Consider the following 19,938-nt stretch of genomic DNA (forward strand, 5'->3'; position numbering starts at 1 on the left):
CTATAACAATCTACGCTAAAAGATTTGCCAATTTTGCAGTGTAAAACAAAACACCAGCATTATGGCAACAAAAAATCAAAATACAATCACGCAGACTTTCCCTGTTTTGGGAATGACCTGTGCTTCCTGTGCGAGCAGTGCCGAAAGTATTGTAAAGCATCAGGAAGGCGTAGTGAGTTCTTCCGTGAACTTCGCAACGGGCAATCTCACGGTGGAATATTTACCCGACATGACCGATGCAACCCAACTGCAAAAAGCCGTGCAATCCGCCGGTTACGACCTTTTACTTGAAGACGAAAGCAAGCAACAGGAAACATTAGAAACCATTCACGCCGAAAAATTCCAAAAGCTGAAAACCAAAACCATTTGGGCAGTTCTTTTGTCCTTACCTGTGGTCGTTATCGGAATGTTTTTTATGAATATGCCTTATGCCAATGAAATAATGTGGTTGTTCTCAACGCCCGTAGTTATTTGGTTAGGTCGTGATTTTTTCGTCAATGCGTGGAAACAGGCCAAACACCGTTCCGCCAATATGGACACTTTAGTAGCGTTAAGCACAGGAATTGCTTATCTGTTCAGTGTTTTCAATATGTTATTTGCCGATTTTTGGCATCAAAGAGGTTTACACGCACACGTTTATTTTGAAGCAGCTGCCGTAATTATCACATTCATTCTTTTGGGTAAATTGTTGGAAGAAAGAGCCAAAGGCAATACTTCATCAGCGATTAAAAAACTGATGGGTTTACAGCCGAAAACCGTTATCGTGATAGAAGCCGACGGCACGGAAAGACAAAAGCCGATTGAAGACGTAAACGCAGGCGATATTATTTTGGTAAAGCCTGGCGAAAAAATCGCAGTGGACGGAATGGTTGTTTCGGGCAATTCGTATGTGGACGAAAGTATGTTGAGTGGCGAACCTGTTCCTGTGCTGAAAAAAGAAAACGAAAAAGTGTTTGCAGGAACAATTAACCAAAAAGGAAGCTTCCAATTCAAAGCCGTTAAAGTTGGGAAAGAAACAATGCTTGCTCAAATCATCAAAATGGTGCAGGACGCACAAGGCAGTAAAGCACCCGTTCAGAAATTGGTGGATAAAATCGCGGGAATTTTCGTTCCTGTGGTAATGGGAATTGCCGTCTTGACATTCGTTTTATGGTTCTTTTTAGGTGGCGAAAACGGCGTTGTGCAGGGATTGTTAGCCGCCGTTACGGTATTGGTTATCGCTTGTCCGTGTGCATTGGGATTGGCTACACCTACGGCGATTATGGTTGGCGTTGGCAAAGGTGCGGAACAAGGTATTTTGATAAAAGATGCCGAAAGTTTGGAATTAGCCAAAAAAGTGGATGCTATTATTTTGGACAAAACAGGAACGATTACAGAGGGAAGACCGCAGGTAACAGGTATCGAATGGCTGAACAATGACGATACGACCAAAGATATTTTATTGAGCATCGAAAAGCAATCCGAACATCCATTGGCAGAAGCGGTTGTCAATCACTTTGGCAAGATTTCGAACTTTACCAAAGTCGAAAACTTCGACAGCATCACAGGCAAAGGAGCGAAAGCCGACCACAACAACGAAACCTATTTTGTAGGAAACATAAAACTGCTGGCAGAAAATAACATCAGCATTGCCGAACAACTGCAAAACCAAGCCGATGAATGGGGCAAACAGTCCAAAACCGTGATTTGGTTTGCCAACAGCCAACAGGCACTTTCTGTAGTGGCTATTTCCGATAAAATCAAAGAAACATCGGTACAGGCTATCAAAGAAATGCAGGATATGGGCATCGACCTGTATATGCTCACGGGCGACAACGAAGCAACCGCCAAAGCTATTGCCTCGCAGACAGCTATTAAGCACTACAAAGCCGAAGTATTGCCACAGCACAAAGCCGATTTTGTGAAAGAACTGCAAGCACAGGGCAAAGTGGTAGCAATGGTTGGGGACGGCATCAATGACAGTACAGCTTTGGCAACTGCCGATGTAAGTATTGCAATGGGCAAAGGTTCAGACATCGCAATGGACGTGGCGAAAATGACCATTATTTCATCAGATTTGACAAAAATCCCGAAAGCCATAAAATTGTCGAAACAGACCGTTGCCACTATCAAGCAAAACCTGTTTTGGGCGTTCATCTACAACCTTATTGGCATTCCCGTTGCCGCAGGTATTCTTTACCCAATCAACGGTTTCCTGCTCAACCCGATGATTGCAGGTGCAGCAATGGCGTTGAGCAGCGTGAGTGTGGTAAGCAACAGTTTGCGGTTGAAGTGGAAGAGGTAAATCAGTAAATATCACAAATCTTACACGGAATATTATAACTAAGGTTCCGGGCAATTACTCGAAATTTGTAATATCAAATAACAATTAAATTTTAAAAAAATGGAAAATAAAGAATTTCAATTTAAGACAAACCTTAATTGCGGAGGTTGTGTATCAAAAGTTCAGTCTGATTTGGATAATGCTGAAGGTGTCTGCCATTGGAATGTAGATACGGACAGTTCGGACAAAATCCTTACCGTAAATTCAAAGGGGATTACAGAAGATGAAGTAGTAGCCATTATCAAAAGCAAAGGCTTCAAAATAGAGCCTTTAAATGCTTAATCTAAAGAACTCTCCGGGGTTCTGCTTCGGGGTTCTTTGTTTATTTAATAGTTAAAAAATCAGAACGATGAAAAAATTAGTTTTTATATGGATAATGTTGTCTGGATTTTCAACATTTGCCCAAAACACAAAATTGCACTACGACAATTATATCAACGCAAAAACGGCATTGGTAAACAGCGATAACAAAACAGCAGAAAAAGCTATCAGTACTTTTTATGAAGCTATAAAGAACGATGATAATTTTACCCAAAAGGCACAGTTGCAAAAAGCTGCCGAGAAACTTACCAAAGCAAGTAATGACCTCGAAAAGCAGAGAGCCGCATTCAACGAAGTTTCTACTATAATGTGGAAATTGGTAAAAAATTCTGACAAGGTAAATCACGTAGTGTACTATCAATACTGCCCGATGAAAAAATCTTATTGGTTGAGCAACGAAAAGGAAATCAAAAATCCTTATTACGGTTCGTCAATGCTTACCTGTGGTAAAGTAGCGGAAACTAAAAAATAATTTAAAAACAAGGGCATTGTCTTGCAGACAATACCTTGTTAATTCACAATAAACATAGTATTATAATATGGATATGCGAAATTATTCCTTTAAGAGATTGATTGCAATTTTTGTCTTGCTTGCAACAACACCGCTTGCCTTTGCTCAAAAAGTAGTGCGTTACGAGTTGGTACTCAAAGATACCCTTGTAAACTTTGCGGGTAAAGAGAAAAGAGCCATTTCAGCAAACGGACAAATACCTATGCCAACGCTTGAATTTACAGAGGGCGATACGGCAGAAATCGTAGTGTATAATCAGTTAAAGGAAAGTACGGCTATCCATTGGCACGGATTGTTCCTGCCTAATAAGGAAGACGGTATACCACATTTAACGCAAATGCCTATTAAGCCTGGTGAAACATTCACTTATCGCTTTCCTATTACTCAGAACGGTACACATTGGTATCATTCACACGCAGGATTACAGGAGCAGATTGGTATGTACGGCAATTTCGTTATGTACAAAAAAGCTGATGATAAGACCTTCCGCAAAGGAATAGACGATTTGCCGTCCGTTCCCATTGTGTTAAGCGAATGGACAAACCTCAAACCCGAAAGTGTACACCGTATGCTCGCAAACGCCAATGATTGGTTTGCCATTAAAAAGGGAGCAACGCAAAGCTATGCCGAAGCTATCCGAAGTGGGCATTTTAAAACCAAGCTCACAAACGAGTGGAAACGAATGTTGGCAATGGACGTGAGCGATGTGTATTATGAAAGGGTGCTGATGAACGGAAACCACTTTACCGATTTGAAAAGCATTGACGGCAAACCACTCAAAGCAGGCGATAAAGTCCGTTTACGCATTTCCAATGGTGGAGCATCGTCTTATTTTTGGCTTCGCTATGCAGGCGGTAAAATGAGCGTTGTTGCGAGTGATGGCAATGATATTGAACCCGTTGAGGTGGACAGGTTAATTATAGCCGTATCCGAAACTTACGATGTGGTTGTTACCATTCCCGAAGACGGTAAAGCCTTCGAATTTATGGCGACCACCGAAGACCGTACTCAATCCGCAAGCTATTTTATAGGTAATGGAGAAAAGCAATATTTGGACGAGCTTCCTACCTTAAAATATTTTGAGGGAATGAAAATGATGAACGATATGATGAAGATGAACGGCGATCTTGACGATATGGGTATGAATATGAGCCTGCAACAAATGGATATGAACATAGTAATGTACCCCGAAATCACAGGTGAAGAAAAGACAAAAGACAAAAGGGAAACACACGATAATCATGCAGGACACGATATGAATATGGACGAAGACCCTAATCGTTATGATGCCAATGCATTGAGCAATATAGTTACCTTAAACTACGGAATGCTCAAATCACCCCACAATACCACATTGCCAAAAAATGCACCTGTAAAGGAACTAAATTTTACTCTAACAGGGAATATGAACCGTTATGTATGGAGTATGGACAACCGCATACTTGCCGAAACGGATAAAATACCTGTAAAAAAAGGCGAAATACTACGCATTACCATTTACAATAACTCAATGATGCGACACCCGATGCACCTGCACGGTTTCGATTTCCGGTTGTTAAACCAACACGGCGATAATGCCCCGATGAAGAACATCATTGACATTATGCCAATGGAAACAAACACCATAGAATTTTTAGCCAATACAGAGGGCGATTGGTTTTTCCATTGCCATATCCTATACCATATGATGGCGGGAATGAACAGGGTATTTGCGGTTGATGATTATCAAAATCCTTATCTGCCGAATAAGAAAAAGGCTTATCGTAAATTACAACGAGAGCATAATATGCCCCATTTTATGGCACAAAGTGATTTCGCTACCCATGGTATTGACGGAGAAGTTATGTTGATGAATGCACGGTACAGCTTGGGTACGGAATGGCGTTTGGGTTACAACGACATGCACGGTTATGAAGTAGAAACCCATCTAGGGCGTTACATCGGTAAAATGCAATGGCTGATGCCTTTTATCGGTTTCGATTGGCGATACCGCAAAATGGGAATGCACGAACAGGAAAAAAACTTGTTTGGACAAGTCAATAAAAAGGACAACCGTGCAGCAGTAAGTATCGGTGTGATGTACACTTTGCCAATGTTAGTCAATGTACAGGCAGAAGTTTATCACGATGGAATATTCCGAGTATCATTGATGCGTGAGGACATTCCTGTTTCACCGCGATTAAGAGCAGGTTTTATGGTCAATACCGATAAAGAGTATATGGCAGATTTGAGATATATTCTTACTCGACACATCGGTATTAGAACACATTATGACAGTGATATGGGATTTGGTGTAGGGCTTTCGCTGAATTATTAACAAATTGAAGTCAGAATTAAAAGTAATTGTAGAAATGAAAAAGGATACCGAAAATAGATTGACAAAAAAAAACACCAAACCGACAAGTATGCGGATTTTGGTCTATGACTTTCTTGTCGCCCAAAAGACGGCATTGTCATTATCGGAAATTGAAGAACAGCTCGCTTATGCGGACAGAATTACTATTTACCGTACATTAAAAACCTTTGAGGAAAAAGGTATTGTTCACAGTATTCAGGAAAACACAACTACCAAATACAAATTGTGCAGCGACGAATGCAACGAACATACACACAAAGACTGGCATCTGCATTTTTACTGTAAAATCTGTAAACAAACGACGTGCCGGGAAAATATCGTTTTGCAGGAAAACATCAAAGGGAATTTTAGAATTGATGAAGTCCGCCTGTTTGCTAAAGGTATTTGCGAAAATTGTCTTGATGAAACTTTGCAATAGTATTGCACAACGGTAACTATTATCTTTGTAGCAAAACAATAAACAAAATGGACAATCATCACGAACATACACATTGCAGCGGACACAATCATTCTAAACAAAATGCTCTGTCACTGGCGTTTTGGCTCAACCTTTTATTTTCGATAATCGAAGTCGTTGGCGGGATATTAACCAATTCTACAGCCATTATCGCCGATGCTTTTCATGATTTCATGGACGCCGGAGCGATTGGTTTGGCTATCCTCATGGAAAAAATATCTGGCAGAAAGCGGACAAGCAGATTTTCGTATGGCTTCAAACGTTTTTCGCTCTTGTCAGCGTTGGGGTTGTCTTTATTTCTGCTGGCGGGTTCGGTAACGATGATAATCAGTGCCTACAATTCTTTTATTAACCCGAAAAAGGTCCATAGTATCGGAATGTTGGGCTTGGCAATTCTGGGACTTGCCGTGAATGGTTTTGCTTTTCTGAGAATAAAAAACAGTGGCGGACATCATCACAGCCACAGCCAGGGAAGCCATAATCACAACAGCCAATCCATTATGTTGCATTTGCTGGAGGACGTATTAGGCTGGGCTGCCGTGCTCATTGGAGCAGTAATCATTTACTTCACAGGTTGGAATTGGATAGACGGTGTTTTAACCATTGGTATTGCCTTGTTTATTGGTTTCAACGCTTCAAAAAACCTCATCAACACGATTAAAGTGATGTTGCAATCTGTTCCTGAAAATGTGAATATCAGTCAGCTGCAAACCGAATTGCTGCAAATTGACGGCATTAGCAATATTCACGATATACACGTCTGGAGTCTGGACGGTAGTTATCATGTAGGTTCTGTTCACGCTGTTGTCAATAACTCCACATCAAAATTCGGGCAGGATATTATGAACAATATCATCAGTTTGATGAAAAAACACCATATCGACCACTCCACCGTTCAGATTGAAACACAGGATAATCATTGTGATTTGCATAACTGTTAATCCCATCTAAACACACATATTTATGAGCTAAATATCATATCTTCGGGCAATTTTTAAGACCTTTGGCTCATGAATAATATCGAAGATAAAATCAAAAACGGTTACCAACTGGATTTGCCCAAACTTTATCAGGAAACATTACAGATTTACAAAAAATCGGTGTTGGTCTCGGGATTGATATTGTTTCTGGTGGCAATAATTGTGTTTATGATTTACGCCATTGGTTTGTTTTCCTATTTCGAAACGCCTTTTCCGACCGAGCAACAAATAGAACAGTTTAATATCAACCATTTGTCTAACCGGCAATTAATACAAATCGGTTTTTTTCAGGCATTGATTTTTGGCTTTTTCGGAGTAGTTTCTGCCGGATTGTTGCGTTTGTGCGAAAGTGTGGACAAACAACAGCTACCCACGCTGGAAGTTGTTTTTAAGGTTTTTACCCAAAAACAAGGGATACAAGTATTTTTCTTTGCTTTTATTTTTCAGGTTTTGCTGTCGGCAATCACTTTTGTGTTTGATTCGCTGAGCGTCTTTTTAGTTTCATGGTTTATTATGATTTTGGCATACACGCTTTTTATTTTGGTCATTCCGCTAATTGTTTTTGAAAAATACAGCATCAGAAAAGCCATCTCGAGTAGCATAAAACTTGTTAACCAACGTCCTTTTATGTTACTGAGTTTGGTTATGTTTCACAGCGTGTTTGCCGTAGCCGGAATTTTCTTTTTGCTTATCGGAGTATTTGCTACATTTCCGGTATGGTATGCGTTTATGTATAGCCTGTATAAACAGTTTTCGTAGTTTGATCAGAATACTTCAGAAAAATTTATAACCAACTGATAAATTGTCAAAACCATTCATTTAAAATATTCATATTGTATTAATTACAATGATTTCATTTCTTTTAATGCTTTCGTCAGGTTTTTGGCTGATAAAAAACCGGCATATTGGAAGATAATTTCATAGTTTTGGTTTAGGATTACCAAAGTCGGATAGCTTATTTTTCCGTCTATTGCTGCCAATGATTCGGCTAATTCATTTACTCCGATTTTAACTCCGGTGGGTTTATACCGGAAAATTTGCCCGGCAAATGAAATTTCCTCTTGGGTTTCAGCATTGAAATCGACAAAATAAAAATCCTGATTGAGTATATTTTCTATTTCCTTGTTTTTGAAAGTTGTATTTTTCATAGCTTGGCAATATCCGCACCAATCTGTATGTACAAAAAATACCACCGGACGTTCATCACTCTTCTGTAAAGCAACAATTTCTTCCGGTCGATTACTTTGGGGCTGAGAAAAGCAAAGTCCGGGAATTGAAACAACTCCCAGAACTATTGCCCATCTAAACATTATGCTTAGAATTACCATTTTTAATCTAATTTAAATCTTACACCCAAAAAACCTCTCATTCCTTGGTTGGGTGCATACACATAGGAAGGGTCAAATGTTAGTGCATACGGATTTCCTGGCGTGGAAACCGCCTGACCGTCGCCGTCAAAAACCACATCTTTATCAAACGGGTCGTGTGAACGGGCAATAAGGAACGGCAATCCTTTTCCCGGCGTCCAGTTCAGTAAATTTTTCACTCCGCCATAAATTTCAATTCTGTCAAATCCGTCATAAGTCAGCTGAATATTCTGAATACTCCACCAAGGCGAATTTTCCGGTCGGGGGTCGAGGTCTCCCAACAAAGGCAAACGCATCGGACTGTACACATTTCCGGTGTAATCAATGCTTAAATCCCAAGGCAAAATTTTATAGGAAACAGCCCATGTACCGGTAAATTTTTCTGTGAGCATCTGTTGTTCTGTTATTCCGTTTTCAGTTAATGTATTTTCCATCAGTGTTCCGCCAAGTATAAACTTTAATCCGTTGGGTAAATTTAAATCCACATTAAGGCTAATTCCCTTACTTACAGCATACCCGTCAAGATTGTCGTAGATAATCTGATTAGAATTGGTTTCATAATCAGGGGCGATTTTGTTGGTAAAATGCGTGTAAAATGCCGTAGCGTCAAACCCGAGAAAAGCACCGGAATCAAAGTAAAATTTCTTCACATAGTTCAGGTTGGCATTATAGGATTTTTCCGGTTTTAAATCGTTCAGAATAATCACATCTCTCGCTCCGGTCAATGCCGCGTGGTCTTCCGTAAACAGATTCACTACACGAAATCCGGTACCGGCGTTGAGTCTCAAAATACTGTTATCGTTGAGTGTCCATTTATACGCCATTCTCGGTGTGAAAATATTTCCATGATGATTATTGTGGTCGTATCTGAAACCCAACAACAATTTATGTTTTTCTTCGAGTGTAATTTCATCTTGAATAAACACGCCCGGCAACCATGTTTTTTCCGCTTCGTTACTGCCGTCAATTCCTGCCGTTGCCGGTGTATTGTCATCATAATAGGTATATCGAAGTGCTGCACCCGTCAACAAATCGTGCCGTCCGATTTTTTTATCCCATATAAGCTGCCCGAAAGCTATTTTCTGATTGGCGATATACGATTCATAGCCATACCGGCTATCCTGGTCGTGGTTTATCAATGAAAAATTAAAAAACATTTTTTCACTTACCGGTAATTGATAATTACCTATAATTTCAGCACGGCTGGTGTAAATGCTTTCGCCATATATTTCATCTCCACCACGGTGAGATTTGTTCCAACGCATATCTCCGCCCCATCTGTCTTCATAAAGGTAACGTCCGGCTAGGCTAAACAAACGGTTGTCTTTCCGGGAAAAATTCCATTTTTGAAATACGGAAAACCGGTCTTGCAAAGTAACATCTGTAAAATTATCTTTGTTGTTATCTACTTTATTCTGATAATTGAAATAATTGATTCCCGTCAGTACACTGGCTTTTTTTCCGGCATTTAATTTAAGTCCCAAATCCACATTATGTTCCAACCAGGAAGTGGTAAAAACATCTGCACTGAACAACGGTGCATTATTAGGATTTTTGGTAATAATGTTAATCACTCCACCGACAGCTTCACTTCCGTACAGCGAAGATGCAGGACCTTTCACTACTTCGATTCGCTCTATCAAAGAGCTCGGAATACCCGACAAACCGTACACCGAACCGAGCGAGCTGACAATCGGCATTCCGTCAATCAGAACCATGGTGTAAGCACCTTCCAAACCGTTAATGTGAATGTCGCCGGTGTCACAAACGTTGCAGTTCAGCTGCGGTCGCACGCCGTTAATATTCTGTAATGCGTCGAAAAAAGTGGGCGTAGGATTTTTCTTAAAAAATTCTTGTGTATAAACCTCAACCGGAACAGGGCTTTCCAGACGATTAACCGGTTTCATCGTTCCGGAAATAACCAATTCCTCGAGTTCTGAACCATCTTCTGTGCGACTTAAATCAATATTGATGGTTTTATTTTCTCCTTCACTCAGAGATATTTTTTCTGTATAAACATCATAATAATTTGCTTCAATTACCAACAGATATTCTCCGAACGGAACATTTGTAAGCTGAAAATACCCCAAACTATCCGACTGGGTATGAAACGAGGTATTTTCCAGATAAACAGAAGCATTTTCTATTGTCAATCCATTGTCAGCAACAGTTCCACCAACCGAGGTTGTTTGTGCAATGAGTTGATTTACACAAAAACACATCATCGTTGTTGTTATAAGTAAAAGTTTTCGCATCATTTTATTTATTTAAATTTGTTCTGCAAAAATAAATATTTAGTTTAATCTAAAAAAATAATTTGACAACATTTTTTAAATAAATGAAATTATATTTTTAGATAAAACTAAAAATGATTAATTATCATTGGCTTTTGACAAGGTATAAAAAATGTATCGAGAACCGAACATAAAGCTTCTCGATACAAATTTCTTCCGCTTCGTTACTGAAATTTTACTCGAAGTGACGATTTAAAGTAATTCCACAAAAGGAATAAAAAAATGTATCGAGAACCGAACATAAAGCTTCTCGATACAAATTTCTTCCACTTCGTTACTGAAATTTTACTCGAAGTGACGATTTAAAGCTCACCTAAGGTGTCTATATTACTATCCAATAACAGCACCGTTTTCTACATTTTCTTCATCAGGATTAACAAAAACTAATTTACCATCTTTATTTTGAGTGAGTAATAACATTCCCTCACTTTCCACTCCACGAAGTTTTCTCGGTGCGAGATTTGTCAAGACGGTAACTCTTTTCCCGATAACTTCTTCGGGTGTAAAATGCTCTGCAATCCCGGAAACGATTGTTCTGACGTCAATTCCTGTATCCACTTTCAGAATAAGCAATCTGTCTGCTTTCGGCATTTTTTCAGCCTCGACAATCGTACCTACTCTAAGGTCAATTTTGGTAAAATCATCAAACTGACAAATCTCTTTTTGCGATTCAACGCTACTTTTTTCTGCCTTATTCATTTTTTTCGATGCTTCTAATTTATCTATTTGCTTTTGAATTTGTTCGTCTTCGATTTTTGCAAACAAATGCTGTGCCTGACCAATTTGGTGTCCTGCTGACAGATAATCATAAGTTGCTGGCAATTTATCCCAAGTAAGTTCGTCGTTTATCGCCAACATTTTTTTTAATTTAGCCGATGTGTGCGGTAAAAACGGCTCAGACAACACCGCCAGAGAAGACGCAATTTGCAATGCTACATACATTTGAGTTTGGACTCTATCCGGATCGGTTTTAATTAATTTCCAAGGTTCCTCATCTGCCAGATATTTATTTCCTAAGCGGGCAACATTCATCAGTTCGCTCAGAGCTTCCCGGAAACGGTATCTTGCCAACGAACTTTCGATAACGCTTGGGTAGGTTTTGAGTTCCGTAAGTGTTTTTTCATCTACATCAGTCAATGTATTTAACTGAGGTACAATTCCTTCGTAATATTTATTGGTCAATACAACCACACGATTGATGAAATTTCCGAAAACAGCCACCAGCTCATTGTTGTTTTTTGCTTGAAAATCTTTCCAAGTAAAATCGTTATCTTTAGTTTCCGGTGCATTAGCGGTCAATACATAACGTAACACGTCCTGCTGTCCGGGAAAATCTTCGAGATATTCATTGAGCCATACTGCCCAGTTCTTGGAAGTGGATAGTTTTTGTCCTTCCAGATTAAGAAATTCGTTAGCAGGAACGTTGTCTGGCAGAATGTAACTTCCTTCCGCTTTCAGCATCGCAGGGAAAATCACACAGTGGAAAACGATATTGTCTTTACCGATAAAATGGACTAGTTTGGTATCTTTATCTTTCCAATACGGTTGCCAGTCTTTGCCTGTTTTTTCTGCCCATTCTTTGGTGGACGAAATATAACCAATCGGTGCATCGAACCAAACGTATAACTTTTTACCCTCGGCACCTTCAACCGGTACATCAATCCCCCAATCCAAATCGCGAGTAACGGCACGGGGTTTCAATCCGTCATCTAACCATGATTTTACTTGTCCGTACACATTTGATTTCCAATCTTTTTGATGTCCGACCAAAATCCATTCTCTCAAAAAAGCATCATATTCATTCAGTGGTAAAAACCAATGTTTGGTTTCTTTCAATACAGGTTTGGTTCCGGTTATTGTCGAAACAGGATTGATTAAATCGGTAGCATTCAACGAAGTACCACATTTTTCACATTGGTCGCCGTATGCATCTTCATTGCCACATTTCGGGCAGGTTCCGGTTACATATCTGTCTGCCAAAAACTGCTGAGCCTTCTCGTCGTATAACTGCTCGGTTACTTCCTCGATAAATTTTCCTTCATCATACAATTTCCGAAAAAAATCAGAAGCTGTATTATGATGAATTTCACGGGAAGTTCTCGAATAGTTATCAAAAGAAATTCCGAAACTGTCAAACGACTGTCGGATAATGGCATCATATTTATCAATAACCTGCTGTGGTGTAATACCTTCTTTTTTTGCTTTCATAGAGATAGCCACACCGTGTTCGTCACTGCCACAAACAAAAACTACGTCTTTATTTTTTTGTCTTAAATATCTCGTATAAATATCGGCAGGAATATATACTCCCGCCATGTGACCGATATGAATAGGTCCGTTGGTATAAGGTAAAGCTGCCGTAATTGTATATCTTTTCGGATTGTTCATTATATTATGTTTTACACAGGCAAAAATAAGGAAGAAATTTTAGTTACAGACCGTAGTCAGAAAGTTTAAAAGGCAAAAAGTCATAAAGTTATGACGAAAACTTCCTATAATCCGATAAAAAGTATAATTTTGTAGTCTAAACTGAATTTAAAAAATAGAAATCATGAAAAAAATTTTATTGTCGGCAGCAGTAGTATCTGCCATCGCATTTACAGCTTGTAAAAATGAAACTAAACAAGAAGTTTCTGACGAAATCGAAAACGCTCAGGATCAAGTTGAAGAGCAATTAGATGAATTAAAAGAGCAAGCAGAAGACAGCATCGAAAGCCTGGAAGCTAAAATCAAAGAAGCTCAGGAAGAATTAGCAAAAGCTGAAACAGTTGATGCTAAACAAGCGGCTACCAAAAAACTCAACGAAGCGAAAGCTGCTTTGGCTACCTTAAAAGGCGAGGCTATCTCAACCGCTAATGAAGTAAAGGAAGAGGCTACTAAAGCTGCAAATAATGCCGCTAACAAAGCCAAAGAAACTGCTAAAAAAGCGGAGGAAAAGATGAAAGAAGTTGAAAAAGCGAGTAAAAAGACAGGAGAAGAGGTTATACAAGAAGCAACAAAAGTAGAAAACAAAGCTAAGAGTTCAAACAAAAAGCTTAACGAGGCATTAGGTAAGTAAAAAATATGCGCCTTAATAATTTTATTAAAAAAGCTGTCATTTCAAAAAAGAAATGACAGCTTTTTTTTCTTGATCTAGTTTATTATCTAACTGATTGTTTCAACTGCAAATCTGTTGCTTTCAAAGAGCCAACTTTCTCTACACCAAACTGTGAATTAAGGTTTTCGTTAAGATCATTACGTAACTCAGTAAATACTGAATTTGATGATGTCGTTTCCTCTGGAAGATAAGTAAAGAATTCAACATCTCCATCATACTCAACTTCAGCTTCTCCTTCAGCAAAAGTCAAAGCCCCCACATAGCTCGATGTACCAACACCTTGATCAACCACAAAAGTATTTACTTGAAAACCTCCAGCTGATAAACCTGTAGCTTGAACCCCATTAGCATATAGAGAACCACCACCCAACAAAGCTTCTCCTTCATTAGGGTAAACAAAAGTAAAGTCTACTATTTGACCTTCCTCATTAAGTTCTACATCTTGTAATTCAATAAAATAACCGAAATAACCATATGCATCTAAATCAGACACTTGCTGTGCATTTTCAATATCTCCAGCCCAAAAAGTAGTGTAATATCTAACATAATACCCTTCTCTATTTTGTAACTGAAGAATACTTACATTACCTTCCTCATCTGCAACTTCAATTTCATAGAATGAACCAGTCAAATCAGTGGAAACATCTTGAAAGTTAACAAAACTATCTGTTTCTCCCCCTGGAGTATCATCTCCTCCTGGAGTATCATCATTAACTACATCGTCATTTGTTCCTCCACCATTGTTAGATCCTCCATCATCGCTACTACATGATACTGTTCCTGTTGCAACAAACGCCAATGCTGCCAACGACAAAAATACTTTTTTCATAATAATTGATATTTAAATTTAATATTAGTTAGACCGCTAATATAGAACTATTTTTTTTCCCACAAAAAAAATTAACACTATTATCTATTTTTTTCTTGTTTGATAATACGGGAAATATTACCTATATTTGACTGATATCAAAACATAACTGTCATGAGCCAAACTTATGAATCTAATCATCTGATTGACCGATTACCTCAGCACCTGAAGCAATTTATCAAACCGCAGAATTATGACGATTACACATCTGTTAACCAGGCAGTGTGGCGGTATGTAATGCGAAAAAATGTAGATTACCTCGGAAGAGTTGCCCACGAATCCTATACAAACGGTCTAAAACAAACCGGAATTTCTGTGGACAGTATCCCGAGTATGTACGGCATGAATCGCATTCTGAAAGAAATCGGTTGGGCTGCCGTTGCCGTTGATGGTTTTATTCCGCCGAATGCTTTTATGGAATTTCAGGCATATAATGTTTTGGTTATTGCTTCGGATATCCGACAGTTGGAAAATATTGAATACACACCGGCTCCGGATATTATTCACGAAGGTGCTGGTCATGCTCCCATTATTGCCAACCCTGAATATTCAGAATATCTCAGACGTTTTGGCGAAATCGGTTGCAAGGCAATTTCTTCAGCACATGATTATGAAATCTATGAGGCTATTCGCGAATTGTCTATTTTGGAAGAGGCAGAAGGCACGCCCGCTGACGTTTTGACCAAAGCCCGACAACGTGTAGATGATTTGCAGGAAAAGAGCGTAGAGCCTTCAGAAATGGCGTTAATCAGAAATTTGCATTGGTGGACAGTCGAATATGGTTTAATTGGTACACCGGAAAACCCAAAAATTTACGGAGCAGGATTATTGTCGTCTATCGGCGAAAGTGAATGGTGCATGACCGACAAAGTAAAAAAATTACCTTATACGATTGAAGCCGCTTACCAAGGTTTTGATATTACTAAACCTCAGCCTCAGCTATATGTCACACCAGATTTTGCTCATTTGAGTTTGGTTTTGGAAGAGTTTGCTAACAAAATGGCACTTCGCAAAGGCGGACTGGAAAGCGTAAAAAAACTCATTGAGTCAAAAGCTATCGGTACTGTCGAATATTCAACCGGATTACAAGTTTCAGGCGTTTTTACCAATGTGATTGAACACGAAGGTAAACCAATATATATCCAATCGACAGGAAAAACAGCTTTGGCATATCGGGAAAAAGAATTGGTCGGGCATGGTACTGATTATCACAGTGAAGGATTCGGAAGTCCTGTTGGTAAGTTAAAAGGAATCAATTTGTCCATTGAAGAAATGTCGCCGAGAGATTTGAAAGCATACAATATATATGAAGGAGAAATCGTCAATCTGGAGTTTGAAGGCGGTGTAAAAGTTTCGGGCGAAATCATTACCGGTAAACGCAATCTGAAAGGCGAGATTATCCTGATTAGCTTTAAAAACTGTACCGTTACTTATCAAGACCAGGTTCTGTTTGCACCGGAATGGGGAATTTATGATATGGCAGTCGGGAAAAAAATTGTTTCGGCATTTTCAGGACCCGCTGATATTCATAGTTTTAATCTATCGGCAAATATTCCGACTACCCAAACGATTAAAGCAGAAAAAACACCCGGACGAGAAAAACTGGAACAAATGTACCAGCAAGTAAGAGATTATCGCGAGGGCAAAAATCCGGCGGTTGATTTATCACAGATTTTACATACGTTACAAAATGACTATCCGAATGATTGGTTGTTAAGTGTAGAAATTGCTGAACTGGCAACAAAAGAACAATCTGACAATTTGAAAAATGAAGTGTTTGACCATTTAGATAAAGTACAGCGAAAAAGACCGGAAATTGCTCATCTTATCACTTTCGGTCTGGAATTAATCGAAAAAGATTTTCAACCGGTGTAAAACAAAGGAAGCCGTCTCAGTATTACAAATTGAGACGGTTTATTTTTTATCAAAATCCATAAAAGGAAATTTTTGTTGCAATGCATTTATTTTCTGGTTCAGATTATCCAGAAATTTTTGATGTGCTGAAGTGTTGGAATTAAACGGTCTGTGATTCAAAGATTTTCGAATTTCTTCAACTTTTTTCATATCTTCCGAAGTAGTTTTGTCAACGCAGACCTCAACAAATTTTTCCCAGATGTATGCAACGGCAGTTTCATTCGGGTGCAACATATCTTCCGCATAAAAACGATAATCGCGAAGTTCGTCCATCATGATTTCATAAGACGGAAAATAATACAGTTTATCCGAATCAGCATGTTGTATAAACTCATGTAATGCTGAAATCAAATGAGCTTTACTCCGTTGATTTTCAACCACTCCATCTTTGATATGTCTGACCGGCGAAACCGTAAAAATAAACTGACAATCGTGATTGACTTTACTTACCAAATCGACAATATTATGTAATGATTGTACGATTTGTTCGGCAGTCAACAACTCTTTGGAGAATTCTTTTTGTGGGATTTTATGGCAATTAGCCACATATTTTCCGGTAAATTTATGTTGATATACCCAAGCTGTCCCCAAAGTAATTACAACATGGCTGAACTTTGGCAATCGTTGATATAAGTGTTGATTTTTTTGCTGAATTGCATGAAGTAATTCTTCTTTAGTCAAGGTATTTAAAGACGAATGTACATCAAAACAACTCCAGACTTCCTGATGACAAAAAACATCATTTTCTAAAAAAGGCACTTGATTAACTACCGAGTAAAACATTTTTTCTATCGCCAATGGGTGAAATAATATTCCCCACGGATTGAGTGTATTCCGAAATTGAAAGTACGACAGTTTATCTGCCATATTTTCAGCAAAACAACTTCCGACCAAAAGAATATCGGAAGAATAATCAATCGAATTAGAAATTTTCTGTGTATCAATCGGAAGAAAAAACTGCATACCTTACGGTTATTTCTTTTCGGACGAAGGATAATCATCGTCCCAATTTTTCTCGACAGGTTCATCTTTGAGTTTTCCGACAGACTTTGCAACGATCATAGATACTGCTGCATCACCAGTAATATTTACGGTCGTTCTGCACATATCCAACGGCCTGTCGATAGCAAAAATCAAAGCTAATCCGGCTTCGGGAATTCCCGCCTGAGCAAGAACGATAACCAGCATAACCATTCCTGCTCCCGGAACTGCCGCCGAACCAATCGACGCTAAAGTAGCCGTAACTATAATACCTATTTGTGCAGCAAAAGACAAATCCATACCGAATGCCTGGGCGATAAATACTGCAGCTACAGCCTGATACAAGCTGGTTCCGTCCATATTAATCGTTGCTCCAATCGGCAATACAAAACTGGACACTTCTTCTTCCACCCCCAAATGTTCTTCAACCCGCTCCATTGTAACAGGCAAAGTTGCCGCACTCGAACTGGTTGAAAATGCTAATAGCTGTGCGGGCGAAATTCCGTTAATAAAAAAACGTGGTTTTCTTTTGGTAATCACCCAGACAATAAGCAGATAAAACATTATCACTAACAGTAAACCAATGATTACTGTAATCGCATACATGCCTAATGCTTTGAATAAATCTGCACTTGGAGCTTCCACGACCAAGGCTGCCAGCAAAGCAAAAACGCCGTATGGAGCCGCCAACATAATCAGGTCAATGAGTTTCAGAATTACTTCATTAAATCCGTCGAAAAAATCTTTGACCGGTTTGGCCTTTTCTGCAGGAATTAAGATTAGTCCAATTCCGAAAAAGACAGCAAAAAATATGACTTGCAACATATTACCGTTATCACTTGCCGCACCTATAATATTGGAAGGAACGATATCTTCCAGCATTTGCAAGGGTCCGGTTTGTTTTTGTTTTTCGGCTTCAGTTTGGGCGGATTCTGCTTCGGCACTATAATTCTGCACCAATTCTGTACGGGTTTCGTCGGTGATAGAATCGCCCGGTTTTATGACATTCACAATCAACAAACCGATACTTACCGCCACGATAGTTGTTCCAATATATAGGCTGATAGTTCGTAGCCCCATTTTGGAAAGTTTGGAAATATCTTTTAAGTCGGAAACTCCTTTGATGAGCGATGCTAAAATCAAAGGAACAGCAATGAGTTTCAGCACATTGATAAATATATTCCCGAATGGTTTGACCCAATCTCTGATAAACTGACTGCCCCAAGAAAAGTTACTCAAAACGAGTGCGAAAACCACTCCTAACACCATTCCTATCAATATCTGCCAATGCAATGCTAATTTCCTCATAAGCTGTTTGTTGTTTTATACAATAATGGCAAAAATATAAAAGCTAAATTGAAATTATGTTAAAATTGAATTTTTCAGTCGGGAAATATTACCTCAATTATTCATATGTTGAATCTGTATCTTCCAGCTATATTGAGACTTTACGGGTTTTCCATTTTCAATAGCCGGAGTCCATTCTGAATCCTTCAATATTTCCTTTGCTTGTTCATGCACAGACTTATTGTATGGTAAAGTAGCTACATTAGTGATTTCTCCTTCGGATGTAACTGTAAATTTTATTTCCCCATTATAACCTCCGAATTTTTTATCAAGTCTAAAACGACGGGAAAAATTTCTGCGAAAAGTTTCCATCCCACCTTTAGGATAAGCAAAAGCATTTTGTGTTTGAACTGCCGAAGGTTGCTGAGGTTTCATCACAAACATACTATACAACCCGGTTTCGGCATCTTTTTCTGAAATCCAGCCATAAGTTGCATTGTTAAACTTATATTGGTGAATCTGTTTGCCGGGCGAAACATCTGTCATAGAAAACTTAGCAAATTTTTTAATTTGTTTTTCCCAACGCGATGCCACCTTAGATTTATTGGTCAATAAAAACACACTTGGGTTTCCTATGTTTTTTATAGCATAAACGGTTGATTCGTTACTCGTAACGGTTTCAAAATATATATTAAGCGAATCTGTTGACTGCACTCAACCCAAATCTTCAAAATACTGATTAAATTCTTCGTCAGAATTGACCAACTCCGCCAGTTTTTGCAAATCAAGTTCTTTTTCCTGAGCGTAAATGTTGCAACTCAATAACAGTAGTAGTATGATGTAAATGTGTTTCATAACCGCAAAGATAAAAAGTTATTTTATTTTATCCGGAATCAATTTCAGCCATAAAAAAAAGCCCGAATAAATCGGGCTTTTGTAGCGAAGACGGGAGTTGAACCCGTGACCTCAGGGTTATGAATCCTGCGCTCTAACCAACTGAGCTACCTCGCCAAATGGTTTTGCGAGTGCAAATATAGCTATTAATCAATTTATCACAAAAATATTTTTACAAAATAATTCAAAAACACAACAACCTACTGATTAACAACTTATTAAATTTTATTTAACAAAATAATTTCTTCTTTCTTTTTTTATGCTATATTTTTCCCTATATTGCCCGAA

Annotated in this window: 17 protein-coding genes and 1 tRNA gene; 9 read left to right on the forward strand and 9 right to left on the reverse strand. The window is 38.7% G+C overall.

The window, feature by feature from the left end:
- Positions 1-61: 61 nt before the first annotated feature.
- From CDL10_RS00960 to CDL10_RS00990, 7 genes are all read left to right on the forward strand, one after another.
- Positions 62-2,284: a heavy metal translocating P-type ATPase gene (locus tag CDL10_RS00960; protein WP_100676795.1), complete on the forward strand. Its 2,223-nt coding sequence runs from the start codon at positions 62-64 to the stop codon at positions 2,282-2,284.
- 99 nt (positions 2,285-2,383) lie between these two features.
- Entirely contained in the window at positions 2,384-2,605 is a 222-nt protein-coding gene (locus tag CDL10_RS00965; protein WP_100676796.1) for a heavy-metal-associated domain-containing protein, read from the forward strand.
- Positions 2,606-2,672: 67 nt separating this feature from the next.
- Complete coding sequence (locus tag CDL10_RS00970) at positions 2,673-3,116, forward strand: DUF3347 domain-containing protein (protein WP_100676797.1); 444 nt, start codon at positions 2,673-2,675, stop codon at positions 3,114-3,116.
- A 67-nt stretch (positions 3,117-3,183) separates the two neighbouring features.
- A complete protein-coding gene (locus tag CDL10_RS00975; protein WP_100676798.1) occupies positions 3,184-5,472 on the forward strand; it encodes a multicopper oxidase domain-containing protein in 2,289 nt (762 codons plus the stop codon).
- A 4-nt stretch (positions 5,473-5,476) separates the two neighbouring features.
- On the forward strand, positions 5,477-5,929 hold the full coding sequence (locus CDL10_RS00980; RefSeq protein WP_455423237.1) for a Fur family transcriptional regulator: 453 nt from the start codon (positions 5,477-5,479) through the stop codon (positions 5,927-5,929).
- A 47-nt stretch (positions 5,930-5,976) separates the two neighbouring features.
- A complete protein-coding gene (locus CDL10_RS00985; RefSeq protein WP_100676799.1) occupies positions 5,977-6,909 on the forward strand; it encodes a cation diffusion facilitator family transporter in 933 nt (310 codons plus the stop codon).
- Between the two features lie 69 nt (positions 6,910-6,978).
- Positions 6,979-7,707, forward strand: coding sequence for a hypothetical protein (locus CDL10_RS00990; protein WP_100676800.1), 729 nt, complete (start codon positions 6,979-6,981; stop codon positions 7,705-7,707).
- Positions 7,708-7,790: 83 nt separating this feature from the next.
- Here the strand turns inward: CDL10_RS00990 and CDL10_RS00995 are convergent, their stop codons facing one another.
- The 3 genes from CDL10_RS00995 to metG all read right to left on the reverse strand — a co-directional run bounded on the left by CDL10_RS00995 (position 7,791) and on the right by metG (position 13,000).
- Positions 7,791-8,276 carry a thioredoxin family protein gene (locus tag CDL10_RS00995; protein WP_207760128.1) on the reverse strand — a complete coding sequence of 162 codons (486 nt, stop codon included), beginning with the start codon at positions 8,274-8,276 and terminating at the stop codon, positions 7,791-7,793.
- Between the two features lie 2 nt (positions 8,277-8,278).
- On the reverse strand, positions 8,279-10,570 hold the full coding sequence (locus CDL10_RS01000) for a TonB-dependent receptor (RefSeq protein WP_100678594.1): 2,292 nt from the start codon (positions 10,568-10,570) through the stop codon (positions 8,279-8,281).
- Between the two features lie 369 nt (positions 10,571-10,939).
- Positions 10,940-13,000 carry a methionine--tRNA ligase gene (gene metG, locus CDL10_RS01005; RefSeq protein ID WP_100676801.1) on the reverse strand — a complete coding sequence of 687 codons (2,061 nt, stop codon included), beginning with the start codon at positions 12,998-13,000 and terminating at the stop codon, positions 10,940-10,942.
- Positions 13,001-13,160: 160 nt separating this feature from the next.
- Between metG and CDL10_RS01010 the strand changes: the two genes are divergently transcribed.
- Complete coding sequence (locus tag CDL10_RS01010) at positions 13,161-13,667, forward strand: hypothetical protein (RefSeq protein ID WP_100676802.1); 507 nt, start codon at positions 13,161-13,163, stop codon at positions 13,665-13,667.
- A gap of 82 nt (positions 13,668-13,749) precedes the next feature.
- Here CDL10_RS01010 and CDL10_RS01015 read toward each other — a convergent pair whose 3' ends face one another.
- The gene (locus tag CDL10_RS01015; RefSeq protein WP_100676803.1) at positions 13,750-14,535 is read right to left on the reverse strand and encodes a hypothetical protein; all 786 of its coding nucleotides are present in this window, start codon (positions 14,533-14,535) and stop codon (positions 13,750-13,752) included.
- A 153-nt stretch (positions 14,536-14,688) separates the two neighbouring features.
- Here CDL10_RS01015 and CDL10_RS01020 point away from each other — a divergent pair, with 153 nt between their 5' ends.
- Positions 14,689-16,449: an aromatic amino acid hydroxylase gene (locus CDL10_RS01020; RefSeq protein ID WP_100676804.1), complete on the forward strand. Its 1,761-nt coding sequence runs from the start codon at positions 14,689-14,691 to the stop codon at positions 16,447-16,449.
- 39 nt (positions 16,450-16,488) lie between these two features.
- Here CDL10_RS01020 and CDL10_RS01025 read toward each other — a convergent pair whose 3' ends face one another.
- From CDL10_RS01025 to CDL10_RS01040, 5 genes are all read right to left on the reverse strand, one after another.
- Positions 16,489-17,451, reverse strand: coding sequence for a GSCFA domain-containing protein (locus tag CDL10_RS01025; RefSeq protein ID WP_100676805.1), 963 nt, complete (start codon positions 17,449-17,451; stop codon positions 16,489-16,491).
- Between the two features lie 9 nt (positions 17,452-17,460).
- Positions 17,461-18,777 carry a dicarboxylate/amino acid:cation symporter gene (locus CDL10_RS01030; protein WP_100676806.1) on the reverse strand — a complete coding sequence of 439 codons (1,317 nt, stop codon included), beginning with the start codon at positions 18,775-18,777 and terminating at the stop codon, positions 17,461-17,463.
- Between the two features lie 93 nt (positions 18,778-18,870).
- Positions 18,871-19,470 (reverse strand): energy transducer TonB, encoded by a 600-nt coding sequence (locus tag CDL10_RS01035; RefSeq protein ID WP_100676807.1) that lies wholly within the window; start codon positions 19,468-19,470, stop codon positions 18,871-18,873.
- Positions 19,471-19,611, reverse strand: a complete 141-nt coding sequence (locus CDL10_RS11385) for a hypothetical protein (protein WP_165772965.1) — start codon at positions 19,609-19,611, stop codon at positions 19,471-19,473.
- Positions 19,612-19,693: 82 nt separating this feature from the next.
- Positions 19,694-19,767 (reverse strand) — tRNA-Met (locus CDL10_RS01040).
- Between the last annotated feature and the right edge of the window lie 171 nt (positions 19,768-19,938).

The organism is Avrilella dinanensis, from assembly GCF_002807015.1.
Lineage (GTDB): Bacteria > Bacteroidota > Bacteroidia > Flavobacteriales > Flavobacteriaceae > Flavobacterium > Flavobacterium dinanensis.